This window comes from Mesorhizobium sp. KR9-304 (genome assembly GCF_040049215.1).
Taxonomy (GTDB): Bacteria; Pseudomonadota; Alphaproteobacteria; order Rhizobiales; family Rhizobiaceae; genus Mesorhizobium_K.
This window is the reverse complement of sequence record NZ_JBDZDN010000001.1, coordinates 533,960-555,964: the sequence shown is the minus strand read 5'-3', so window position 1 is coordinate 555,964 and position 22,005 is coordinate 533,960. Positions and strand designations below refer to the sequence as shown.

Sequence of the window (22,005 nt, the reverse complement as noted above, 5' to 3'; positions counted from 1 at the left end):
ACCTCGCCGATGCCGGAAATCGGGCTCAAACCTTTGCGGTGCAAGCTGGAGCGGGTAGAGGGAATCGAACCCTCGCGTTCAGCTTGGGAAGCTGACAAGCTACCATTACATCATACCCGCGACGCAAGGTTGAGTATCATGGCCGGCGGGCGCTGCGCAATCCGTGAAGCTGCGAGCGGACCCGCTGTGTTAATCGCTCGGGGTCTGCGCCTTGCTATGCCCCTTGCGGTCGGCATGGCCGAGGTCGCGCTCGGGGTCGATCACGTCGCGGACGAGCTGTTTGAGCTTCGCCGCGTCGGGAAAGCCGCCGTCGCGCTTGCGGTCCCAGATCAGCTCATCGTTGCAGGTGATGGTGAATATCCCGCCGGCGCCGGGCGCCAGGACGACCTCGCCGAGCTCCGTCCCGAAGGTCGAGAGCAGTTCCTGCGCCATCCATCCCGCGCGCAGCAGCCAGTTGCACTGCGTGCAGTAGCTGATGCGGATGGCGGGCAGGGCTTTGCCGTTCATGCCGCGCTGAGCTTGGCCAAGGTTGCGTCGTCGACCTCGAAATTGGCGTAGACGTTCTGCACGTCGTCATCGTCCTCGAGCGTGGCGACGAGCTTCATCAGCGACTGCGCGCGTTCCTCGTCGACGGGAATGTTGTTTTGCGGCTTCCAGATCATCTTCACCGACTCGGCCTCGCCGAGCGACGCCTCGAGGGCCTTCGACACGTCGCCGAGGCCTTCGAAGGCGCAGAGGATCGTGTGGCCATCCTCGTCCGATTGCACGTCGTCGGCTCCTGCCTCGATCGCCGCGTCCATGACCTTCTCGGCGCTGCCGGCCGAAGCCGGGTAGTAGATCTCGCCGACGCGGTCCCACATGAAGGACACCGAGCCGGTTTCCCCAAGCGCCCCGCCAGCCTTGGTGAAGGCCGCGCGCACATTCGATGCCGAACGGTTGCGGTTGTCGGTCAGCACCTCCACGATGAGCGCGACGCCGCCCGGCCCATAGCCCTCGTAGCGCACTTCCTCGTAGTTCTCGGCGTCGCCGCCGACAGCCTTGTTGATCGCCCGCTGGATGTTGTCCTTGGGCATGGATTCGGCCTTGGCGTTCTGGATCGCCAGCCGCAGGCGAGGGTTCATGTTGGGGTCGGGCATACCGTGCTTGGCCGCCACCGTGATTTCGCGCGCCAGCTTGGAGAACATTTTCGAACGCACCGCATCCTGCCGGCCCTTGCGGTGCATGATGTTCTTGAACTGTGAATGGCCGGCCATTGAGCCCCCGTCGTCGTGGTCAGGATTTTCGGAATGGCGCGCCTTATAGACAGGTCGGGAAAAAAGTCCAGCAGGAGCGGCTGTTCAGGGCTGTTCAGGCCGGCCGGAGCCTCCCGGATGAGCCGCCGCCCTCGCGAAAACGTGACCTTGGGGAAGCGGCCCCGGCTGGCCATCGGCGCGCTGCGCGCTATCGTGAGGAACCGCGCCAGTTCGCCCCCGGAAGACCGTCATGCTCCGCCTTTCCGCCGCCGCGTTCCTCGCCTTCCTGTCGTGCCCGTTCGCCGCCGCGGCGCAGGAGGAAGCGCCGCCATCCAGATGCGTCGCCATCGCGAATGCACTGCCCCATGCGACCCACGCCAGCTTCACCGCGTCGAAAGCCGCCGCGCCGATCCTCGCCCAGACCTTCGTCGAAGGTGACGTCACGATCACCTATGCCGGCCATTCGACCTATGTGATCGAGACACCGGCCGGCGTGCGCATCGCGACCGACTTCTCGGGCGTCTACGGCTCCGAGCCGCTGCCGCGCGTCGTCACCATGAACAAGGCGCATCGCACCCATTTTTCGGATCATCCGGATTCGAGTATCGAATTTGTGCTTCGCGGCTGGAACCCGAAGGGAGGCCCGGCGAAACACACGGTGGTCGTGGACGATGTCTATATCCGCAACGTGCCGACGGATATCCGCAACTGGGGCGGCGGCCTTGAGCGCGACGGCAATTCGATTTTCATCTTCGAGGTGGCTGGCCTGTGCATTGGCCATCTCGGCCACCTGCACACCAAGCTCAGCGACGCGCAGTACGGGCAGATCGGGCGGCTGGACATATTGATGGTGCCGATCGACGGCGGCATGACGCAGTCCATAGGCTCCATGACCGAGATCACCACGCGGCTCTATTCGTCGATGATCCTGCCGATGCACCGGCATGCGACGCCGATCGGCGAGTTCACCGGCCTGATGGGCGAGGGCTTTGCCGTCGAGTTCCGCCCGAGCCGATCGCTGAAAGTATCGCTGAAGACGCTGCCCAGCCGCCCGACCATCATCGTTTTGGAAGGGGTGTAGCCTCCGCGGCGTAGCTAATGCGCTTCGCCCGAGCCGCCTTTTTTCCTGCGCCGCGCCAGCATGTTCAGGCCCTCGACCAGGGCCGAGAAGCCCATCGCCGCGTAGATGTAGCCCTTGGGCACGTGAAAGCCCATGCCGTCGGCGATCAGCGTCATGCCGATCATCAAGAGGAAGCCCAGCGCCAGCATGACGATGGTCGGGTTCTTGGCGATGAAGTTGGCGAGCGGCGTCGCGGCGAGCATCATCACGGTGACCGCGGCGATGACGGCAATGTACATGATGGCAATCTCGTCGGTCATGCCGACCGCGGTGATGATCGAGTCGATCGAGAAGACGAGGTCGAGCAGCAGGATCTGGAAGATCGCGCCGCCGAGCGACATCTGCAGCGTGCCGACCATCGAATCCTTGTGGTCGTTCGGATCGACCGTGTGATGGATTTCCTTGGTCGCCTTCCAGACGAGAAACAGCCCGCCCGCGATGAGGATCAGGTCGCGCCATGAGAAACCATGGCCAAACAGCGTGAAGAGCGGCGCGGTCAGTTGGACGATGAAGGAGATGGTGGCGAGCAGGACGAGGCGCATCACCAGCGCCGCGCTGATGCCGAGGAAGCGGGCGCGGGGCTGCTGTTCGGGAGGGAGTTTGTTGGTCAGGATCGAGATGAAGATCAGGTTGTCGATGCCGAGCACGATCTCCAGCACCACCAGCGTCAGCAGCGCGACCCAGGCCGTGGGGTCGTTGAACCAGTCGAAATGCGGCGCCAGAAAGTCGATGATCGGCATGTCGGCAGTCCCCTCGGCATGTCAGCAGGATCGGCTTCGTCGCCAAGTAGGGTCGGCGTGCACCGGCGTCAATGTCAGGCCCAGAAGGAAGGTGCAGTTTCCTCGAGCCGGGGGCCGCGGCGAAACGGCGCGATTCTTTCGGCCAGTCCGGTCCGGTCGGAGATATCCACGCCGACGCCGCAGAGCGTGGCCGGGCCGTTGGCGGCCTCGAAGCGGCCCTTCGGCACCTTCGAGAGAAACCTGTTGAGCGGCTCTTCCTTGTCCATGCCGAGCGAGGAATCGTAGTCGCCGCACATGCCCGAATCCGAAATGTAGGCGGTGCCTCCGTTGAGAATCTGGTGATCGGCGGTCGGCTGATGCGTATGCGTGCCGACGACGAGGCTGACGCGGCCGTCGAGAAAGTGGCCGAAGCACATCTTCTCCGACGTCGCCTCGGCATGAAAATCGATCACCGCCGCGTCGGCCTGATGGCCGAGCGGGCAGGCGGCCACCTCGCGTTCGCCGGCGACGAACGGATCGTCGAGTTCGGGATGCATGAAGATGCGGCCCATGATGTTGGCGACCAGCACGCGCGCGCCATTCCTCGCCACATAGACGCCGGAACCGCGCCCGGGCGTGCCCCGGGGATAGTTGGCCGGACGCAGGAAACGGTCCTCGCGCGCGGCGAAGGTGAGCGCCTCGCGCTGGTCCCAGACATGGTTGCCGGTGGTCACAACGTCGGCGCCGGCCGCGAGTGTCGTCTGGAAGATTTCTTCGGTGATGCCGAAGCCGCCGGCCGCGTTCTCGCCGTTGACGATGACGAAATCGAGGCGGAAATCGGAAATCAGCCCGGGAAGCTGCTCCCAGACCGCGGTCCGTCCCGATTTGCCAACCATGTCGCCGAGAAAGAGAAGCCTCATCGTTCCTCTATAGAGGGGGCTCGAAGCGGCGCAAACCGCTTTCGGTCAGGATTTCGGGAATGACCACGTCGTGTGGTTCGTCCGGAACCTCGGGCACTTCCTGGCAGTCGAACGCGATGCCGATGAGGCGTGGCGCGTGGCCGGCGGCGGTGAGCCTGGCGATCGCCCGGTCGTAGAAGCCGGCGCCGTAGCCGATGCGGTGGCCGCGCGCATCGAAGGCTGCGAGCGGCACGAGCATGATGTCTGGGTCGAGCGTTTCGGCCTCTTCGCCCGGCCCGGCTGTGCCGAAACCCATGTCGACAAGCGCCGCGCCGCGGACGAGTTCGCGAAATACGATCGTCGACTTGTCGAGGATGGCAGGCAGGCAGAGCCGGGCGCCGTTTTCGCGCAGCGCAAACATCGCCGGACGCACGTCAACCTCGGATCGCATCGGCCAGAAGCCGGAGACGATGCCGCCGGGCTTGATGTCGATCACGGTTTTCGCAACCTCGGCCATCTCGAGCGAGGCTTCGATGCGCCAGCACGGATCAAGCGCATCGCGGCGCTCGAGCGCGGAGCGGCGCAGTTCTCGTTTCAGCTCTTTTGGAGAATTCATGGCGTGGTGAAGGTAAAGTGCGAAGTGGCGATCCACGCAACCGGTGGAGAAGTCGATCCCGGGAACCTACAAAGTAGGTGGGCACCGTGTGACCAAACCCACGGGTCTGGCCAGGGACAGCTCCCTAGGGATCAATAAGGCCCCGGGGAAATGTCTCTCCTGCCGGGAAGCGCAGATCGCCAAGGCCAATATAGGCGCGGCGACGCCTGTCCGCCATCGAAATCCGGTTTGGCTCACGCAGGCCGAAGGCGTTCCGCTTCGGCGCAATCAATCCGCCCGCCGCATATCCGGCAGGCCGCCCCCGGCAATCGTGGTTAAGCAACAGGGTTAAGTGGCCCTTAACCTTTGCAATTCATTATCCCTAACGAACTACGAACCAATCCAGATTCGGGCGGGTGGTGTGTCCCGAGAGACCAGGGGTGACTAAGCATGTATGGATTCGCAAAGAAGGCCCTCTTCGCCGCGCTTTTGGCCGGCGTAGCCGGTCCGGCGCTCGCCGCCGACTATATCGAACCGATTGAGGTGGTGCCGGAGGTCGTTGGCGGCTGGTATATCCGCGGCCACATCGGCATGAGCAACCAGTTTTTCGACGAACTGGAGTCGGACCTGTTCGACATTCCCTTCGAATTCGGCTGGTACGACGAGGGCGGCTTCTCCGCGGCGCCGATCTTTGGCGGCGGCGTTGGCTACCAGTTCAATGATCATCTGCGTGGCGACCTGACAGTCGAATGGCGCGGCAAGTCCGATTTCAACGCGGTGAACTGGCTCATCGCGGAAGACGGCGATCCAATTACGACTGACGACTACTCCGGTAAGAAGTCGGAGTTGGTGTTCATGGCCAATGGCTACTACGACATCGGCGAATTCTCGGGCATCACGCCCTATGTCGGCGCCGGCATCGGCGCTTCCTACAACACGATCTCGAATTTCCGCGACACCAACATAATCGTGGGTGCCGGCGGCTATGCCGACGACAATTCGGAATGGAATCTCGCCTGGGCGCTGCATGCCGGCCTTGGGTTCCAGGCCACCGAGCGCATGACGATCGATCTCGGCTACAGCTTCATCTCGCTCGGCGACGCGTCCACCGGCACGCTTCACAATGACGACGGCGTGTCATTCCCGGAGGGCGAGAACGAAAGCATCCAGTTCAACGACATATATTCGCACGACTTCAAACTCGGCGTGCGTTACAGCCTGTACTGATCCAATTCACCGTTATCAATGGAAAGGCCCCGGCAGCGGGGCCTTTCGTCGTTTTGCCATGGGTTGTCAAAGGGCCGTCTTAACCCTTCGTTCTCCTGCGTCAGTCTCGGATTCCATCTTGTCGCCAGCGATGCACATGGATCCAGCGTCGAGACGGCAAGTCATTGAAATTACAATGTGCATCGGCCGACGGTGGTTAACCGGCACTTAACCTCTATGGTTAACAATGCACTCTCGAAACGGGCAGGCGGATCGTTCTCCGGCCCGGCCATTTCGGGGAGTCCGCGCCATGAATTTGAGCCTGCGAATCGCCTTGTTGCTTGCGGCAACTGCACCGCTTGCGGCCCAAGCGGCCGACTACGACCCGCCGATCTTCGTCGAGGAGGCCGCCGAATATGTGCCCGTCGAGGTCGGTTCTGGCTGGTACCTGCGCGGCGATGTTGGATACGTTTTTGATTCGAGCATAGATGGTGTCGACTATACGGCTTTCGACGGCGTCGGCGACGTATCGGCCTCATTCAACTCCGCGTCGATCGACACCGACTTCACATGGGGCGGCGGCTTCGGCTACCGCTTCACCGACTACTTCCGCGCCGACGCAACCATCGACGGCTTCCGCGCGGATTTCGATGGATCGACGTCGAGCGGCGTTCCTTGCCTTGCCGATCCCGACGTCGGCACGACCTGCCGGTCGGAAAACAGCTCCGAAGTCTCCGCGATCAGCGTCATGGCCAACGGTTATGTCGACCTCGGCACCTATGTCGGCTTCACGCCCTATGTCGGCGCCGGCGCCGGCATGTCCTATGTGAGTTGGCACGATCTGAATGACAGAACCTATTGCGTCGACGGTTTGGCGCTTTGCGCAAGCGACGATGCGGTCGGCAGCACGAGCCATGGCGGCGAGGATGGCTGGCGGTTTACCTACGCTTTGATGGCAGGCGTCGCCTACGACATCAGCAAGAACTTCAAGCTCGACGTCGGCTACAAGTACCGCAACATCGATGGCGGTGACATGTTCGGCTGGGATTCGGGCGATACGTTCGGCGACGGCACGTACGGCAACATCGAAACGCATGAGGTCAGGCTCGGCCTGCGCTACGAACTCTGGTAGGCGGTTTGATCGTCCACAAGTTGAACGGCGGGCGCGGCCCGCCGTTTTCGTTTGTGCGGCCAATATCCGGCTTGCGACAAAAACAATCCTCTTGACGCCCCGGCCTCCAGGGAATATCGCCGTCCGTGGGACACCCCTCCCCAACGAGGGGCTTTCTATCTGGAAGGATAGCCACGATGACGACGGCCACCAAGCCCGGATTCCGTCCGGCAAACCCCAATTTCTCCTCAGGGCCTTGCGCTAAACGTCCCGGCTGGTCGCCGGAGGCGCTGAAGAATGCTGCGTTAGGGCGTTCTCATCGCGCCAAGATCGGCAAGGCGAAGCTCGAGCAGGCGATCGACCTCACCCGCGAAGTGCTGCGAGTGCCGGCCGACTACCGCATCGGCATCGTGCCGGCTTCCGACACCGGCGCCGTCGAGATGGCGATGTGGTCGCTGCTGGGCGAGCGCGGCGTCGACATGGTCGCGTGGGAAAGCTTCGGCGAGGGCTGGGTCACCGACGTGGTGAAGCAGTTGAAGCTTGCCGATGCGCGCACCATCAAGGCGCCCTATGGCGAGTTGCCTGATCTCGCATCCATCGATTTCGACCGCGACGTCGTCTTCACCTGGAACGGCACGACTTCCGGCGTGCGCGTCACGAATGCGGACTTCATCCCGGCCGACCGCAAGGGTCTCACCATCTGCGACGCCACCTCGGCGGCATTCGCGCAAAAACTCGATTTCCAGAAGCTCGATGTCGTGACCTTCTCCTGGCAGAAGGTGCTGGGCGGCGAAGGCGCCCACGGCATGCTGATCCTGAGCCCCCGCGCTGTCGCGCGGCTCGAAAGCTACAAGCCAGCTTGGCCGCTTCCCAAAATCTTCCGCCTGACGTCGAACGGCAAGCTGATCGAGGGCATCTTCAAAGGCGAGACGATAAACACGCCGTCGATGCTCTGCGTCGAGGATTATATCGACGCCTTGCAGTGGGCGAGGTCGATCGGGGGGCTGGACAGGCTGGTCGCGCGGGCGGACGCCAACACCAAGGCGATCGCCGACTGGGTGGCGAAGACGCCGGCCGTCGCCTTCCTGGCATCTAAGGAAGATACGCGCTCCAACACCTCGGTCTGCCTGCGTTTTGCCGATCCGGCCGTCGCCAACCTCGACGATGCGGGCCAGCAGGCCTTCGTGAAGGGTTTCGTCGCGCTGCTCGAAGCGGAAAAGGTGGCTTACGACATCGCCAGCTATCGCGATGCGCCCCCCGGCCTTCGCATCTGGTGCGGAGCGACCGTGGAAACCTCCGACGTCGAGGCGCTGATTCCTTGGCTCGACTGGGCCTTTTCAACGCAGAAGGCCGCCCTCAAAGCGGCGGCCTGAGCTTCCCGACAATCATCTCTGATCCGGCTGCTTTGACAGCCAATGCAAGGACAAACCCCATGCCTCGCGTACTCGTTTCCGACAAGCTTTCGCCCACCGCCGTGCAGATATTCAAGGATCGCGGCGTCGAGGTCGACTATCTACCCGAGGTCGGCCCGGACAAGGAAAAGCTGCTCTCGATCATCGGCCAGTATGACGGCCTTGCCATCCGTTCCGCCACCAAGGTCACCGAGAAGCTGATCGCCGCTGCGACCAATCTCAAGGTGGTCGGCCGCGCCGGCATCGGCGTCGACAATGTCGACATACCCGCCGCTTCGCGCAAGGGTATCATCGTGATGAACACGCCCTTCGGCAATTCGATCACCACGGCCGAACATGCCGTCGCGATGATGTTCGCGCTTGCCCGGCAACTGCCTGAGGCGAATGCCTCGACCAAGGCCGGCAAGTGGGAGAAGAACCGCTTCATGGGCGTCGAAATCACCGGCAAGACGCTCGGCGTGATCGGCTGCGGCAACATCGGCTCGATCGTAGCCACCCGTGGCGTCGGCCTGAAGATGCATGTCATCGCGTATGACCCGTTCCTGTCGGAAGACCGCGCCTCGGAGTTGGGCGTCACCAAGGTCGAGCTCGATGAACTCCTCGCCCGCGCGGACTTCATCACGCTGCATACGCCGCTGACCGACAAGACGAGGGACATCATTAGCGCCGGTTCGATCGCGAAGATGAAGAAGGGCGTCTACATCATCAACTGCGCGCGCGGCGGCCTGATCGCCGAGGCCGATCTTGCGGCGGCGCTGAAGAGCGGCAAGGTGGCGGGCGCGGCGATCGACGTGTTCGAGGTCGAACCCGCGACGTCGAGCCCCTTCTTCGAGCTTGAGAACGTGATCGCAACGCCGCATCTCGGCGCCGCCACCACGGAGGCGCAGGAGAACGTCGCCCTGCAGATCGCCGAACAGATGTCGGACTATCTGGTCAAGGGCGCGGTCTCCAACGCCATCAATATGCCCTCGATCACGGCGGAGGAAGCGCCGCGGCTGAAGCCTTTCGTCAAGCTCGCCGAAGTGCTCGGTTCCTTCGTCGGCCAGGTGACGGAAGATCCGATCAAGGAGGTCGAGATCATCTTTGATGGCGCAACCGCGCAGATGAACACGCGCGCGCTGATCAGCGCAGCACTCGCCGGGCTGATCCGGCCGCAGGTCGCCGACGTCAACATGGTGTCGGCGCCGATCATGGCGAAGGAGCGCGGCATCATGCTGTCGGAGGTTAAGCGCGACAAGTCGGGCGTGTTCGACGGCTACATCATGCTGAAGGTCAAGACCGAGCACATGACGCGTTCCATCGCCGGCACCTGCTTCTCCGATGGCAAGCCGCGCTTCATCCAGATCAAGGGCATCAACCTCGACGCCGAGGTCGGCCAGCACATGCTCTACACGACCAACGCCGACGCGCCGGGCATCATCGGCCTGCTCGGCACGGTGTGCGGCGAGAACGGCGTCAACATCGCCAACTTCCAGCTCGGCCGCAACCGGCCCGGCGGCGACGCCATCGCTCTTCTCTATCTTGATGCGCCGTTTCCGGAGAAGGTGCTTGAACAGGTTAGGGCGCACCAGGCGATCGACTCGGCCAAGCGGCTGCAGTTCGATGTCGGAGCGATGTGAGACCGCGGCATCGACAACTCGCGAAAAGGGCGTGGCATTCTCCGCGCCTTTTTCTTTGTACCAATATGCAGTAGGATAATTTTCCACGTCGGAGTGCTGCTCATGAGGATTGTCATCGACGCTTTTTGGGATGACGAGTTCAACGTCTGGGTCGCCTCGGCGCGGGATGGAATTGGGATCGCGACCGAAGCGGATACGATTGAGGATCTCCAGCGCAGATTGGCAGTCCTCGTTCCCGACCTTCTCGGAGACGAGCATCAAGGGCCATTCGAGATCGAATTGATCGCCCGGAGCCATCAGACGGTTGCCGCCGCCTGACAACCTGTGCTTTGCGCGTAAAACGTAACACGTTTAAACGCCCGTAAGAATGACCTGCAGCGGCAAATCGGGACACTCGGAGCGGGCAATTGAACAACTTCTCGAAGGCGTTGAAGGAAGCTTTGTCTAACGGTGGTTGGCGCTATTTCCGTCAGGGCAAAGGCGACCATGAAATTTGGCACCATCCGCCAACTGGTCGCAAAGTCACGGTCGACAACTCCATGAAGTCTCGCCACACGGCCAACGCCGTTCTCAAGCAGGCGGGGCTACCCAAAGGGTTCTGAGCACCCATTTCAAGCGAAGCATAACAACGAAGAGCAGCAAGAGATGACGACCTATGGCATGCGGCTACCGACTGAAGGCGTTTTTCTGGGCCGGGCTTTTGCCGAGGGCTGGACGCATCCCGCCGTCGTCACCGTGCGCGAGGGGATGGTGGTCGACATCACAACCAAGGCCGCGCCGACTTCGCGCGACGTCTGCGAGCAGCCCGATCCGGCGGGTTTCGTGGCGAAGGCCGAGTGCAAGCCTGTCGGCGCGCTCGCCGACATCGCGAAGAACAGCTTTTCCGCCACGCGCGATCCGGCGAAACCTTATCTGCTGTCGCCCGTCGACCTTCAGGCAGTGAAGGCCGCGGGCGTCACCTTCGTCGTCTCTCTGCTGGAACGCGTCATCGAAGAGCAGGCAAGGGGTTCGTCCGCGAAGGCTGAAGCGATTCGCGCCGATATCGCTTCGCTGATCGGCCATGACCTCTCCAAACTGAAACCCGGCTCGGCCGAGGCCGCCGGCGTCAAGGCGAAACTGATCGAGCGTGGTGTCTGGTCGCAATACCTCGAAGTCGGCATCGGCCCGGATGCCGAGATTTTCACCAAATGCCAGCCGATGGCATCGGTCGGTTTCGGCGCCGATGTCGGTCTGCATCCGGTCTCGACCTGGAACAATCCCGAACCGGAAATCGCCGTGATTTCATCGAGCAAGGGAAGCATTGTCGGCGCGACGCTCGGCAACGACGTCAATTTGCGCGACGTCGAAGGCCGCTCCGCGCTGCTGCTCGGCAAGGCCAAGGACAACAACGCGTCGGCGTCGCTCGGGCCCTTCATACGGCTGTTCGACAGGGACTTCACGCTTGCCGACGTGAAGTCGGCGGTGGTCGGGCTGAGGGTGGAGGGCGAAGATGGCTTCGTGCTCGACGGGGCGAGCTCGATGGCCGAGATAAGCCGCTCGCCGGAAGAGCTGGTGGCCGCGGCCATCGGTCCGCATCACCAGTACCCCGATGGGTTCGCCCTCTATCTCGGCACGATGTTCGCAGCGGTGAAGGACCGCGGCGAGGCGGGGAAAGGGTTCACCCACAGCGTCGGCGACATCGTCACGATCTCGTCGGAAAAGCTCGGCGCGCTGGTCAATCGCGTGCAACTGTCGCCCGACTGCGCGCCCTGGACCTATGGCGCCAGCCACCTCATGCGCGACCTCGCCAGGGCGAAGCTCATCTAGCGCTATCGGCCGCCGCCCTACGGCCGCTCGTCTCGGCGAGCCAGATGCCGCCGAGCACCAGCATCAGCGCGACGGCGTGATAGAGGTAGAAATCCTCGCCGAGCAGAAGCACCGACATCAGCGTGCCGAAGACCGGCACAAGGTTGACGAACAGGCCGGCCCGGTTCGCGCCGATCAACTCGACGCCCTTTACGAAAAAGAGCTGCGCCAGGATCGAGGGAAAGATCGTCGTGTAGACGACGACGCTCCAGCCGCGCGCGTCGGGCGGGATGGCGGCGCCGGTTGCAAGCTCCGCGACGGCGAACGGCAGCGACGTGATGAAGGCGCCTGCCGTCATCGCAATCATCAGGGTCTGCCAGTGGATGTCCGGCTTGAAGCGCAGCGCCACCGTGTAGCCCGCATAGGCCGCCACCGCCACCAGCATCAGCACGTCGCCGAAATTGAGGTCGAGGGCGAGAAGCCGCGCCGGATCGCCATGGCAGGCGGTGAGAGCCACTCCGGCGATCGAGACCACGAAGCCGACGATCTGCGCCCATGTGGCGCGCAGCCTGAAAAGCAGGAAATTGGCGAGGAAGATCAGCATCGGAATCGCGGCCTGCTCGATGCTGACATTGATTGCCGAGGTGTAGACGACCGCCGAATAGAGCGCGACGTTGAATGCCGTGAAGCCGAACGCGCCGAGGACGATGAGGTACAGAGCATTCCGCTGCACCGTCGGCCAGTCGGAGGCGAGCCTCGACCAGCCGATCAGGCACAGGAGGACAAGCGCAAACCCCCAGCGGGCGGTCGTCAGCAGCATGGGCGAGATATGGCCCACCGCCAATTTGCCCGCGACGGCGTTCCCGCCCCAGAAGAGCGTCGTCAAAAGCAGAAGCGGGTAGGCTGTCTTGTGCATGTAGGCCTATTCACGGCGGGATTTCGGGCCTAGTGCGTCCGATGAACCAAGTAAATGATGCGAAAGGCGCGACTTGTTGTGCCTGACGCTGCCTACGGGCAAAGAAATGTCGCGCTCGAAAGGCCTTGCGGCTATAGAGGCCTGTCGTTCGCTTGGGCACAAGCGGTTTCGGAAGCATTCGAAGGGAAGAATTATGGCCAATGTGGTGGTCGTCGGCTCGCAGTGGGGCGACGAGGGCAAGGGCAAGATCGTCGACTGGCTGTCGGAGCGTGCCGATGTCGTGGTGCGTTTCCAGGGTGGTCACAATGCCGGCCACACTCTGGTCATCGACGGCAAGGTCTACAAACTGTCGCTGCTGCCGTCCGGCGTGGTGCGCGAAGGCAAGCTGTCGATCATCGGCAACGGCGTCGTTTTCGACCCCCATGCTTTTGTCGCCGAGCTCGAAAAACTCCGCGCCCAGGGCGTGGAAGTGACACCGGAGCGCCTGAAAATAGCCGAAAACACGGCGCTTATCCTCTCCCTGCATGGGGAGCTGGACCGGATGCGCGAAGCAAACGCGGCCAAGGGTACCAAGATCGGAACGACCGGTCGCGGCATCGGACCTGCCTATGAGGACAGGGTCGGGCGCCGTGCGATTCGCGTCCTGGATCTGGCCGACGCCGATGCGTTGCCGGCAAAGATCGAGCGCCTGCTTGCCCATCACAATCCGCTCAGGCGCGGCCTTGGCGAGAGCGAACTCGAACCGAAGGCCGTCCTCGACGAACTGATCTCGGTCGCGGACAAGGTTCTGCCTTATGTGGATCGCGTCTGGAAGGTCCTCGATGACCACCGCCGCGCCGGCAAGCGAATCCTGTTCGAGGGTGCTCAGGGAACACTTCTCGACATCGATCACGGCACCTATCCGTTCGTTACCTCGTCGAACACGGTCGCCGGACAGGCGGCGGCGGGATCCGGGGTCGGCCCCGGTGTGATCGGCTACGTGCTTGGTATCACCAAGGCCTATACGACGCGGGTCGGCGAGGGGCCTTTTCCGACCGAGCAGCAGAACGAGATCGGCGAGTTTCTCGGAACGCGCGGGCACGAGTTCGGGACGGTGACGGGCCGCAAGCGCCGCTGCGGCTGGTTCGACGCGGTTCTGGTGCGTCAGGCGGTGGCGGTGAACGGTATCAAGGGCATTGCGCTGACCAAGCTCGACGTGCTCGACGGGCTGGACGAAATCAAGATCTGCACCGGCTACAGGCTCGATGGCGAGATCATTGACTACCTGCCGGCAAGCCAGGGCGCGCAGGCGCGCGTCGAGCCGGTCTACGAGACGCTGGAAGGCTGGAAGGGCACGACGGCGGGCGCGCGCAGTTGGAACGCGCTGCCTGCGCAAGCGGTGAAATACGTCCGCTACATCGAGGAGCTGATCGGCGCGCCGGTCGCGCTCCTCTCCACCAGTCCGGAGCGGGACGACACGATACTTGTGACCGACCCGTTTCAAGATTAGTTAATGGGCGTCCCGGTATAAGGCTGTCAAAGGCTTAACGCGAACCGGGAACCGGTATAGGTCGATAGAGAATGGCAGATTTCGTAGCGGTTCTGAAGAAGACGCTCGACGGGATGGGGGAAACCACTCCGGCGATCCGGGAGCGCGTCTATGGGAAGGCGCGCGCGACCGTCGCGGCGAAGCTTGCCGCCATCAATCCGCCGCCGCCGCCCAGCGTTGCCGAGCGCCAGCGCCGCGCGCTGGAGGATGCGATAACGTCGATCGAGAGGGAATATGCCGCGAACTCGGATCCGCTGTCCGAACTCGAGGACGTCTTCGCGTCGCTGAAGAATCCGCAGCCGAAGGTTCTGGAGCAGCCGTCCGTCAAGACCGGGGCCTGGCCGAAGGCATCTCCAGCGCCGGCAGCGCCAAGGCATGCGGAACCGGCCGCAAGGCAGGCGCCGCCGCTGCGCCAGCCGATGCCGGCGGCTGCACCCGCCGCGCCGGTCGATCTTGGTGACGACGATGCGCCTGAAGCGTTCGTCCGGCAGCGGCCCGACGCCGTGCGCAGGCGCAGCTACGGACCGCTGCTCGTCGCCGCCGTCATGCTGGCGGTCATCGCCGGCGGCGGCTATGGCATATGGCTCAACCGCGATGCCTTCGGCGACCTGCTCGGCCTTGGCGGGGGCTCCAGCACGGCCGAGGCTCCGCCGTCGGAATCGGCCCCCGCGGCGGACACGCCTGCTGCCGAATCGCCGGCTCCCGCGACGAGCGAAACGCCCAAATTCACGCAACGCCTGACGCCGGAGGGCGCCGAGACAGATCCCGGTCCGGCCAATGGAGGCGCAACCGTCGGCGAGGGCACCTCGGTCGCCGCGCTGACCCAGCCGCCAGGCGCGACGCCGCCGATCGCTGCGCAGCCGGGCGAAACAGCTGCGCCTGGCGGCGAAGAGGCAGCGCCCGGTACCACGAACGAGGCTGCCGCGACGCCCCCTGCCACCGCGTCCGATCCGGCGCTCGCGGTAGGCCAGAAAGCCATCTTCTACGAGGAGCGCACCAGCGCGTCCGAGGGTTCCGCCGAGCCCGGCTCGATCGTTTGGTCGCTGGTGCAGGAATCGCCAGGCGGCAGCCTGCCGCCCGAGCCGGCAATCCGCGCCGAGGCGACGATTCCCGGCAAGGATGTGCAACTGCGCATGACGATCAAGCGCAATGCCGACCAGTCGCTTCCGGCGAGCCACATCATCGAGATGATCTTTCTCACGCCCGAGGGCTTTCCCGGCGGCGGCATAGACAACATCTTGCGCGTCGCGATGAAGGGTTCCGAGCAGGAAGCGGGCAATCCGCTGATCGGCATCCCGGCCAAGATTGCCGACGGCTTCTTCCTGGTGGCTCTGAACGACAGCAAGGCGGAGACCGACGCCAACCTGACGCTGCTGCGCCGTCAGAGCTGGATCGACATCCCGGTGGTCTACAAATCCGGCCGCCGCGCGCTCTTCACCATGGAAAAGGGCATTCCCGGCGACCAGGTGTTCGACGAGGCGCTGAAGGCCTGGGCGACGCCCAGCGCCGGTTCGACCACGGCGCCGGGCTAAGCCGGAAGCCTTATCCTTCCAGCTCTTCCCTGAGCATTTCGAGCTCCAGCCACTCTTCTTCCATGGCGGCAAGCGCCTGCCGTTCCTTGTCGAGCGCGGCGATGGTCTTGGCAAAGGAGGCCGGGTTTTTCTCGTAGAAGGCCGGATCGGCGAGCTGATTCTCCAGCGACGAGATCGAAGCGGATATGGCAGCTATCTTCTTCGGCAGGTTTTCCAGCGCGAATTTCTGCTTGAAGGAGAGTTTTTTCGCGGCAACCTTCGGCGTGCCCGCCTTTGGCGAATCCGCAGCCGCAGACTGGCCACCGGGCGACGCAAGCTTCGCGGCCGATTTCCGGTCCTGGAGCTTTGTTCCGCCGCGCTGCGCCAGCATGTCGGAATAGCCGCCGGCATATTCGACCCAGCGTCCGCCGCCGTCCGGCGCGATTATGCTCGTCACCGTCCGGTCGAGGAAATCGCGGTCGTGGCTGACGAGGATCACGGTTCCGGCAAAACCCGCGACCAGTTCCTGCAGGAGCTCCAGCGTCTCCATGTCGAGGTCGTTTGTCGGCTCGTCGAGCACCAGCAGATTGGCCGGCCTCGCGAGCACGCGGGCAAGGATCAGCCGCGCCCGCTCGCCGCCTGAAAGCTCGCGCACCGGTGTGCGCGCCGCTTCCGCCTTGAACAGGAAGTCCTTCATGTAGGAGACGACGTGCCGCTCCTCGCCGTTGACGACGACCGTCTCGCCTCGGCCGTCGGTCAGGAAGTGCGCCAGCGTCTCCTGCGGGTCGACTGCCGCGCGCTTCTGGTCGAGCGTGGCGATCTCCAGATTGACGCCGAGCCGGACGGAGCCCTGGTCCGGCGCAAGCGCGCCGGTCAGCATCTTCAGGAGCGTCGTCTTGCCGGCGCCGTTGGGGCCGACCAGCCCGACCCGGTCGCCGCGCTGGATGCGGGTCGAGAAATCCCTCACCACGACGAGATCGCCGAAACTCTTCGAGATCGATTTTGCCTCGATGACAAGCTTGCCCGATTCGGCGGCGTCGCTTGCCGCCATCGTGGCGACCCCCTCCGCGCCGCGGTGGCCGCGGAACGACTTGCGCATCGTCTGCAACTCGCCCAGCCGGCGCATGTTGCGCTTGCGGCGCGCGGTCACGCCGTAGCGCAGCCAGTGTTCCTCGCGCACGATCTGCCGGCCGAGCTTGTGTTGCTCGCGTTCTTCCTCTTCGAGGATCGTGTCGCGCCATTCCTCGAAATGGGCGAAGCCCTTCTCCAATCGGCGTGTCTTGCCGCGGTCGAGCCAGACGGTCGCGCGGCTGACCCGCTCCAGGAAGCGGCGGTCATGCGAGATGACGACCAGCGCCGACGACGAGCGGCTTAGCTCCTCCTCCAGCCATTCGATCACGGCGAGATCGAGGTGGTTGGTCGGCTCGTCGAGCAGCAGTATGTCGGGTTCGGGCGCCATCACGCGCGCGAGTGCTGCCCGCCGCGCCTCGCCTCCCGACAACTCCTCCGGTTTCTCGTCTCCGGTCAGGCCGAGATGGTCGAGCAAATATGTCGCGCGGTGCGGGTCGTCGGCGGGTCCGAGGCCGGCCTCGACATAGGAGCGGACCGTCGCGAAGCCATCCATGTCCGGCATTTGCGGGAGATAGCGCACGGTCGCGGAAGGATGCCGGAAGACCTTTCCGTCCTGCGGTTCGATCAGCCCGGCGGCGATTTTGAGCAGTGTCGACTTGCCCGAGCCATTGCGGCCGACCAGCGCGATGCGGTCGCCAGCGGACGCCGAAAGCTCGGCGCCTTCGAGCAACGGGGTGCCGCCGAAGGTCAGCACGATGCCGTCCAGCGTCAGAAGCGGAGGGGCGGCCATTGTTCCGTTAGAAGCTCAGGCCCGGATAAGGGTGGGCGAGGAGCAGGGCGCGGCCGACGGCGATGGAAATGCGAAGATCGCCGCGCACCTCGTTGGAGATGGTGCGCGACGTTCCGAACGGAACCTCGACGCTGTCGAGAGGCCATTTCGCGCCGAGAACCGACACGCCGGACAGATGCGAGAAACCGAGGATGCTGAACAGCGTGCCGTCCTCGAAGTCGAAGTCGCGCGAACCGGGCAGCAGCGGATAGGCTTCCTGGTTGCCGCTGGTGATGATGACCGGCAGGCCTTCCTTGGCGCGCCGGATTGCCAGTGCGACGTGCAGGAAAGCGTGATCGGCGCGGCCGCCGAAAGCGCCGGCAAGCACGAGCGAGGTGGCGCCGCGTTTGAGCGCCTCGGCGACGGCCAGTTCGCCGTCGGTGCTGTCCTTTTCGTGCGGGTAGCGGTCCTGCGGGATATGAGCATACTCCGCCGCGATCTCGTCGCTCACCGAATCGAAGTCGCCGACCCACAGCTCCGGGGTGATGCCGAGCGTCTTGGCATGGTTCATCCCGGCGTCCGCGGCGATCACGCGGGCACCCGCCACTTGGGCATCCAGACGCGGCGTGCGCACCAGCTTGCCGCCAAGGAGGATGATGAATCGGCTCATGGCGAGGCCCTTACCACGCGGCATATCAAAAGTGGAAGGCGCAAAGCCGCGCTGGAGCAAACAAAAGCTTGCGTGCCTAAGGCTTGGGCACTATTTCTGATGACGCTCTAACGGGGTGCCGGCTCGACCGGCTGAGAGGCGATTGCCAACCCGCTGAACCTGATCCGGTTTGTACCGGCGGAGGGATTAGACGTTTCGGAAGCATCCGGCGCCTGGTTTCCCTTCACTCGAACGAAGGAGGCGCTGATGCGCACGAGATTTCTGCCCCTGATTGCTCTTTCCCTTGGCCTGGCTGCGCCGCCCGCAACCGCGCAGGAAAAGCTCACCATCTACACTTACGAAAGCTTCACTTCCGAATGGGGACCCGGCCCGCAAGTCGAGAAGGCTTTCGAGACCGAATGCGGCTGCGACGTCGAGTTCGTTGCGGTGGCGGACGGCGTGGCGCTGCTCAACCGATTGAAGCTCGAAGGCGGTTCGACCAAGGCCGACATCGTGCTTGGTCTCGACACGAATTTGACGGCGGAAGCCAAGGCTACGGGCCTTTTTGCGCCTTCCGGCGCCGATCTTGCGTCGATCGAGGTTCCGGGCGGCTGGAGCGACGATGTCTTCGTGCCGTACGACTATGCCCATTTCGCGGTCATCTACGATTCCGACAAGCTGAAGACGCCGCCAAAGAGCCTGCATGAGCTGGTCGAGGGCGATCCGAACGAGAAGATCGTGCTGCAGGATCCGCGCACCTCGACGCCGGGCCTCGGCCTGGTTCTATGGGTGAAGGTCGTCTACGGCGACAAGGCGCCGGAAGCCTGGGCGAAGCTCAAGAACCGCGTGCTCACGGTGACGCCCGGCTGGAGCGAGGCCTATGGGTTGTTCACCAAGGGCGAGGCGCCGATGGTGCTCTCCTACACGACGTCGCCGGCCTACCACATGGTCGCCGAGGATACGGAAAGGTATAAGGCGGCGGCTTTCGACGAAGGCCACTACCTGCAGATCGAGGTGGCCGGCATCACCACGACGGGGGCGAAGAACCCGCTGGCGGCGAAGTTCATCGGCTTCATGACGGGGCCGGGGTTCCAGGACGTCATTCCGGAGACCAACTGGATGTTCCCGGCCGGCAAGACCGACAAGCCGCTCAACCCCGCCTTCGGCAAACTGGTCGAGCCGTCGAAGACGCTGCTCTTTTCGGCCGACGAAGTGGCTGCCAACCGCAAGGCCTGGGTGGATGAATGGCTGGGCGCGATGAGCAAATGAAGTTGCTGCTGCCATGAAGGCTCCGCCGCGGTGAGCGGATCGCGCGATCCCCGCATCCTCGCCGGCATCCTCGCCCTTGCCGCCATCGCACTGCTGATAGGCGGCGCATTCGCGGGGCTGCTGGCCGAGGGACTGCGCGACGTCGGCGGCGCGGCGGCCGCCTTCGATTCCTATCTGGGCAGGACCGTCCGCTTCACCCTTTGTCAGGCCGCGCTGTCGACGGCCCTGTCGGTGGTGCCTGCTATCTTCGTGGCGCGCGCGCTGTCGCGTCATCCGGCCTTTCCGGGCCGTGCCTTCATCCTCAGGCTTTTCGCCCTGCCGCTCGCGCTTCCGGCGATCGTCGCCGCGCTCGGCATCCTCGCGTTGCTCGGGCGCGCCGGCATCCTCGCCGCGCCGCTGTCGACGCTGGTCGGCGGCGATTGGCCGGGCATCTATGGGCTTTCCGGCATTCTGGTCGCCCACTTCTTCTTCAATCTGCCGCTGGCGGCGAGGCTCTTTCTCGAAGCGCTCGATACCTTGCCTGCCGATCAATGGCGGCTGGCGAGCCAGCTCGGCATGGGGCCGGCGGCCTCGTTCCGGCTGATCGAGTGGCCGGCCATGCGCGCGGCTCTGCCGGGCGTCGCCGGCCTGGTCTTCATGCTCTGCATTACCTCCTTCACCATCGTGCTGACGCTTGGCGGCGGACCCGCCGCGACGACGCTCGAGGTCGCCATCTACCAAGCGCTGCGCTTCGATTTCGATCCGGCGCGGGCGGTGACCTTTACCGTTTTGCAGATCGCGCTGACGGCCATCGTCCTGGCCGTGCTGGCCCGCCTTGGCGCCAATGCCGCGATCGACGCGAGCTTGCCGGTCTCGTCGCGCAAATTCGTCACGATCGGAAGAACGGAAACTGCTTTCAATGCCGCGCTTGTCGTCCTGGCCTTGCTCTTTGTCGCCGCGCCCATGGCCGCCACGCTGATTGCCGGCCTGGCGGCCGACCTTGGCCGTCTTGCGACGGACCCCACGGTCCGGCGGGCGACGGCGACCAGCATTGTTCTGGCCGTCCTTTCGGCGGTTCTGTCCGTCTCCATCGCCCTGTCTCTGGCGGCTGCGCGCCAGGCCCTTGCCAGACGACACGCCAAGGGGGCGGGCTTCCTCGAAAGCGCGGCGGGCACCGGGGCCGGCTTCGTGCTGGTCGTGCCGCCAGTCGTCATCGGGGCGGGCTGGTTCGTGTTGCTCCGGCACACCGAATTTCTCTTCGCCGCTGCTCCGGTCATGGTCGTCGCCGTCAACGCCGTGATGGCGATGCCCTTCGCCATCCGGGCCATCCGCCCGGCCTACGATGCTGCGGCTGAGCGCAACGACCGGCTGTGCGCCCAGCTCGGCATCGGCGGCTGGAACCGGGCGAGGCTGATAGACTGGCCCGTGGTGCGCAGGCCGATAGCCACCGGCTTCGCCTTCGCCATGGCGCTGTCGCTCGGAGATCTCGGTGTGATTGCGCTGTTCGGCAGCGATTCCGTCCAGACGCTGCCATATCTCCTGCTTGCCCGCCTCGGCTCCTACCGCACCGACGACGCCGCGGGGTTGGCGCTAATGCTGGGCCTGCTCTGCCTGGTGCTGGTATTTCTCGCCGACTGGTTCGGGAAGGAGCGGGCCGCTTGAGTGAACATGTTCAGCAGGCCGGCGCGGCCGTCCGCCTCGACGATGTGCGCTTCAGCTACGGCGAAGCGCAGATGCGCTTCGACGTGGAGATCAGGCCCGCGGCAATCACCGCCGTCATGGGACCGAGCGGCTCGGGAAAGTCGACGCTGCTCAACCTGGTCGCCGGGTTCGAGAAGCCGGATTCGGGCCGGGTGTTCATCGGCCACAACGACGTGACGGCGGTTCCGCCAGCCGCCCGGCCGGTCTCCATGATGTTCCAGGAGAACAATTTGTTCGCTCATCTCGACGTCGCCGCCAATGTAGGGCTGGGGCGGTCGCCGTCCTTGCGCCTCACGCCGGCCGACAGGGCGGCGGTCGCCGCCGCGCTGGAGCGCACCGGCCTTGCCGGCAAGGACCATCGTCTGCCGCGTGAACTCTCGGGCGGCGAGCGGCAGCGCGTGGCGCTCGCGCGCATCCTGGTTCGCAACCGCCCCGTTCTCCTGCTCGACGAGCCGTTCGGATCGCTCGGGCCGGCCCTTCGCGAGGACATGCTGGAACTGCTCGTCGGCGTCCAGGCGGAGCGGGCCATGACCGTGCTGTTCGTGACGCACCAGCCTGGGGACGCCAGGCTGATTGCGCAAGACATGGTTTTCCTGGAGGAAGGCGCCGTCGCGGCGACTGGAGCTGTCGAAACCTTCTTCGACGAGACTGGTCCTGAAGCGTTTCGACGCTATATCGGAACCGACATCACGGAATTTGCCCGGAAGCGGACATAATTTACGATCAAATCACGCTTTAGGGGCCATTTTATGGTATTGGCAAACCGAGAGCAGATTGAGGCGGCGCCGATTCCCAAAGGCCGGCGCGCCGTCAACCGAAAGGACATTGTGCTGCCGTTCTGCAAGATCAGCCGAGGAGGGACCAATTCGCGGCCGTCCCGCCCGCTGAACCACGTCGCGCGCCTTGCCGCCGCC

The 22,005-nt window shown here is 64.2% G+C and carries 21 protein-coding genes, 1 tRNA gene, 1 other RNA gene and 1 riboswitch; of the genes, 13 read left to right on the top strand and 10 right to left on the bottom strand.

Features of this window, described 5'->3' with window-relative positions:
• Positions 1–46: 46 nt before the first annotated feature.
• The 3 genes from ABLE71_RS02675 to ABLE71_RS02665 form a co-directional block, all read right to left on the bottom strand.
• Positions 47–120 (bottom strand) — tRNA-Gly (locus tag ABLE71_RS02675).
• A gap of 69 nt (positions 121–189) precedes the next feature.
• Positions 190–507: a SelT/SelW/SelH family protein gene (locus tag ABLE71_RS02670; RefSeq protein WP_348781819.1), complete on the bottom strand. Its 318-nt coding sequence runs from the start codon at positions 505–507 to the stop codon at positions 190–192.
• Complete coding sequence (locus ABLE71_RS02665; protein ID WP_348781818.1) at positions 504–1,253, bottom strand: YebC/PmpR family DNA-binding transcriptional regulator; 750 nt, start codon at positions 1,251–1,253, stop codon at positions 504–506. Before ABLE71_RS02665 ends, ABLE71_RS02670 begins: the two co-directional genes overlap by 4 nt.
• A 229-nt stretch (positions 1,254–1,482) precedes the next feature.
• Between ABLE71_RS02665 and ABLE71_RS02660 the strand changes: the two genes are divergently transcribed.
• Positions 1,483–2,313, top strand: coding sequence for an MBL fold metallo-hydrolase (locus ABLE71_RS02660; protein WP_348781817.1), 831 nt, complete (start codon positions 1,483–1,485; stop codon positions 2,311–2,313).
• Between the two features lie 14 nt (positions 2,314–2,327).
• On the opposite strand, the gene ABLE71_RS02655 is transcribed toward ABLE71_RS02660, so the two are convergent.
• The 4 genes from ABLE71_RS02655 to ssrS form a co-directional block, all read right to left on the bottom strand.
• Positions 2,328–3,092 (bottom strand): TerC family protein, encoded by a 765-nt coding sequence (locus tag ABLE71_RS02655; RefSeq protein WP_348781816.1) that lies wholly within the window; start codon positions 3,090–3,092, stop codon positions 2,328–2,330.
• Between the two features lie 74 nt (positions 3,093–3,166).
• On the bottom strand, positions 3,167–3,991 hold the full coding sequence (locus ABLE71_RS02650; protein WP_348781815.1) for a TIGR00282 family metallophosphoesterase: 825 nt from the start codon (positions 3,989–3,991) through the stop codon (positions 3,167–3,169).
• A 7-nt stretch (positions 3,992–3,998) separates the two neighbouring features.
• Positions 3,999–4,586, bottom strand: a complete 588-nt coding sequence (locus ABLE71_RS02645; RefSeq protein ID WP_348781814.1) for a 5-formyltetrahydrofolate cyclo-ligase — start codon at positions 4,584–4,586, stop codon at positions 3,999–4,001.
• 25 nt (positions 4,587–4,611) lie between these two features.
• Positions 4,612–4,767, bottom strand: a non-coding RNA gene (gene ssrS / locus ABLE71_RS02640) — 6S RNA.
• 248 nt (positions 4,768–5,015) lie between these two features.
• Here ssrS and ABLE71_RS02635 point away from each other — a divergent pair.
• The 7 genes from ABLE71_RS02635 (at position 5,016) to ABLE71_RS02605 (ending at position 11,719) form a co-directional block, all read left to right on the top strand.
• Positions 5,016–5,792, top strand: coding sequence for an outer membrane beta-barrel protein (locus ABLE71_RS02635; protein ID WP_348781813.1), 777 nt, complete (start codon positions 5,016–5,018; stop codon positions 5,790–5,792).
• Positions 5,793–6,081: 289 nt separating this feature from the next.
• Positions 6,082–6,903: an outer membrane protein gene (locus ABLE71_RS02630; RefSeq protein ID WP_348781812.1), complete on the top strand. Its 822-nt coding sequence runs from the start codon at positions 6,082–6,084 to the stop codon at positions 6,901–6,903.
• Between the two features lie 176 nt (positions 6,904–7,079).
• Complete coding sequence (locus ABLE71_RS02625; protein WP_348781811.1) at positions 7,080–8,255, top strand: phosphoserine transaminase; 1,176 nt, start codon at positions 7,080–7,082, stop codon at positions 8,253–8,255.
• A gap of 59 nt (positions 8,256–8,314) precedes the next feature.
• Positions 8,315–9,913 carry a phosphoglycerate dehydrogenase gene (serA, locus tag ABLE71_RS02620; RefSeq protein ID WP_348781810.1) on the top strand — a complete coding sequence of 533 codons (1,599 nt, stop codon included), beginning with the start codon at positions 8,315–8,317 and terminating at the stop codon, positions 9,911–9,913.
• Positions 9,914–10,015: 102 nt separating this feature from the next.
• Positions 10,016–10,231 carry a DUF1902 domain-containing protein gene (locus ABLE71_RS02615; RefSeq protein ID WP_348781809.1) on the top strand — a complete coding sequence of 72 codons (216 nt, stop codon included), beginning with the start codon at positions 10,016–10,018 and terminating at the stop codon, positions 10,229–10,231.
• A 110-nt stretch (positions 10,232–10,341) separates the two neighbouring features.
• A complete protein-coding gene (locus ABLE71_RS02610; protein ID WP_348783641.1) occupies positions 10,342–10,515 on the top strand; it encodes a type II toxin-antitoxin system HicA family toxin in 174 nt (57 codons plus the stop codon).
• A 58-nt stretch (positions 10,516–10,573) separates the two neighbouring features.
• A complete protein-coding gene (locus ABLE71_RS02605; RefSeq protein ID WP_348783640.1) occupies positions 10,574–11,719 on the top strand; it encodes a fumarylacetoacetate hydrolase family protein in 1,146 nt (381 codons plus the stop codon).
• On the opposite strand, the gene ABLE71_RS02600 is transcribed toward ABLE71_RS02605, so the two are convergent.
• A complete protein-coding gene (locus ABLE71_RS02600; protein WP_348781808.1) occupies positions 11,712–12,614 on the bottom strand; it encodes a DMT family transporter in 903 nt (300 codons plus the stop codon). The genes ABLE71_RS02605 and ABLE71_RS02600 overlap by 8 nt on opposite strands.
• 193 nt (positions 12,615–12,807) lie before the next feature.
• On the opposite strand from ABLE71_RS02600, the gene ABLE71_RS02595 reads away from it, so the two are divergent.
• Both ABLE71_RS02595 and ABLE71_RS02590 read left to right on the top strand, forming a co-directional pair.
• The gene (locus tag ABLE71_RS02595) at positions 12,808–14,103 is read left to right on the top strand and encodes an adenylosuccinate synthase (RefSeq protein WP_348781807.1); all 1,296 of its coding nucleotides are present in this window, start codon (positions 12,808–12,810) and stop codon (positions 14,101–14,103) included.
• Between the two features lie 71 nt (positions 14,104–14,174).
• Positions 14,175–15,674, top strand: coding sequence for a hypothetical protein (locus ABLE71_RS02590; protein ID WP_348781806.1), 1,500 nt, complete (start codon positions 14,175–14,177; stop codon positions 15,672–15,674).
• Positions 15,675–15,684: 10 nt separating this feature from the next.
• Here ABLE71_RS02590 and ABLE71_RS02585 read toward each other — a convergent pair whose 3' ends face one another.
• A complete protein-coding gene (locus ABLE71_RS02585) occupies positions 15,685–17,514 on the bottom strand; it encodes an ABC-F family ATP-binding cassette domain-containing protein (RefSeq protein ID WP_348781805.1) in 1,830 nt (609 codons plus the stop codon).
• A gap of 7 nt (positions 17,515–17,521) precedes the next feature.
• Positions 17,522–18,163, bottom strand: coding sequence for a thiamine diphosphokinase (locus ABLE71_RS02580; RefSeq protein ID WP_348781804.1), 642 nt, complete (start codon positions 18,161–18,163; stop codon positions 17,522–17,524).
• Between the two features lie 101 nt (positions 18,164–18,264).
• A riboswitch (TPP riboswitch) is annotated at positions 18,265–18,366 on the top strand.
• 43 nt (positions 18,367–18,409) lie between these two features.
• Between ABLE71_RS02580 and thiB the strand changes: the two genes are divergently transcribed.
• Genes thiB through thiQ form a run of 3 tightly spaced genes read left to right on the top strand, consistent with a single transcriptional unit; the run spans position 18,410 to position 21,807 of the window.
• Positions 18,410–19,411 carry a thiamine ABC transporter substrate binding subunit gene (gene thiB / locus ABLE71_RS02575; protein ID WP_348781803.1) on the top strand — a complete coding sequence of 334 codons (1,002 nt, stop codon included), beginning with the start codon at positions 18,410–18,412 and terminating at the stop codon, positions 19,409–19,411.
• Between the two features lie 30 nt (positions 19,412–19,441).
• The gene (thiP, locus tag ABLE71_RS02570) at positions 19,442–21,052 is read left to right on the top strand and encodes a thiamine/thiamine pyrophosphate ABC transporter permease (protein WP_348781802.1); all 1,611 of its coding nucleotides are present in this window, start codon (positions 19,442–19,444) and stop codon (positions 21,050–21,052) included.
• A complete protein-coding gene (gene thiQ, locus ABLE71_RS02565; protein WP_348781801.1) occupies positions 21,049–21,807 on the top strand; it encodes a thiamine ABC transporter ATP-binding protein in 759 nt (252 codons plus the stop codon). The genes thiP and thiQ overlap by 4 nt, the downstream gene beginning before the upstream one ends.
• Positions 21,808–22,005 lie beyond the last annotated feature (198 nt).

Bases quoted from the DNA above. Each gene is read 5' to 3' on its own strand.
- ABLE71_RS02670 (WP_348781819.1), bottom strand. From the start codon at position 507: ATGAACGGCAAAGCCCTGCCCGCCATCCGCATCAGCTACTGCACGCAG.
- ABLE71_RS02665 (WP_348781818.1), bottom strand. From the start codon at position 1,253: ATGGCCGGCCATTCACAGTTCAAGAACATCATGCACCGCAAGGGCCGG.
- ABLE71_RS02660 (WP_348781817.1), top strand. From the start codon at position 1,483: ATGCTCCGCCTTTCCGCCGCCGCGTTCCTCGCCTTCCTGTCGTGCCCG.
- ABLE71_RS02655 (WP_348781816.1), bottom strand. From the start codon at position 3,092: ATGCCGATCATCGACTTTCTGGCGCCGCATTTCGACTGGTTCAACGAC.
- ABLE71_RS02650 (WP_348781815.1), bottom strand. From the start codon at position 3,991: ATGAGGCTTCTCTTTCTCGGCGACATGGTTGGCAAATCGGGACGGACC.
- ABLE71_RS02645 (WP_348781814.1), bottom strand. From the start codon at position 4,586: ATGAATTCTCCAAAAGAGCTGAAACGAGAACTGCGCCGCTCCGCGCTC.
- ABLE71_RS02635 (WP_348781813.1), top strand. From the start codon at position 5,016: ATGTATGGATTCGCAAAGAAGGCCCTCTTCGCCGCGCTTTTGGCCGGC.
- ABLE71_RS02630 (WP_348781812.1), top strand. From the start codon at position 6,082: ATGAATTTGAGCCTGCGAATCGCCTTGTTGCTTGCGGCAACTGCACCG.
- ABLE71_RS02625 (WP_348781811.1), top strand. From the start codon at position 7,080: ATGACGACGGCCACCAAGCCCGGATTCCGTCCGGCAAACCCCAATTTC.
- serA (WP_348781810.1), top strand. From the start codon at position 8,315: ATGCCTCGCGTACTCGTTTCCGACAAGCTTTCGCCCACCGCCGTGCAG.
- ABLE71_RS02615 (WP_348781809.1), top strand. From the start codon at position 10,016: ATGAGGATTGTCATCGACGCTTTTTGGGATGACGAGTTCAACGTCTGG.
- ABLE71_RS02605 (WP_348783640.1), top strand. From the start codon at position 10,574: ATGCGGCTACCGACTGAAGGCGTTTTTCTGGGCCGGGCTTTTGCCGAG.
- ABLE71_RS02600 (WP_348781808.1), bottom strand. From the start codon at position 12,614: ATGCACAAGACAGCCTACCCGCTTCTGCTTTTGACGACGCTCTTCTGG.
- ABLE71_RS02595 (WP_348781807.1), top strand. From the start codon at position 12,808: ATGGCCAATGTGGTGGTCGTCGGCTCGCAGTGGGGCGACGAGGGCAAG.
- ABLE71_RS02590 (WP_348781806.1), top strand. From the start codon at position 14,175: ATGGCAGATTTCGTAGCGGTTCTGAAGAAGACGCTCGACGGGATGGGG.
- ABLE71_RS02585 (WP_348781805.1), bottom strand. From the start codon at position 17,514: ATGGCCGCCCCTCCGCTTCTGACGCTGGACGGCATCGTGCTGACCTTC.
- ABLE71_RS02580 (WP_348781804.1), bottom strand. From the start codon at position 18,163: ATGAGCCGATTCATCATCCTCCTTGGCGGCAAGCTGGTGCGCACGCCG.
- thiB (WP_348781803.1), top strand. From the start codon at position 18,410: ATGCGCACGAGATTTCTGCCCCTGATTGCTCTTTCCCTTGGCCTGGCT.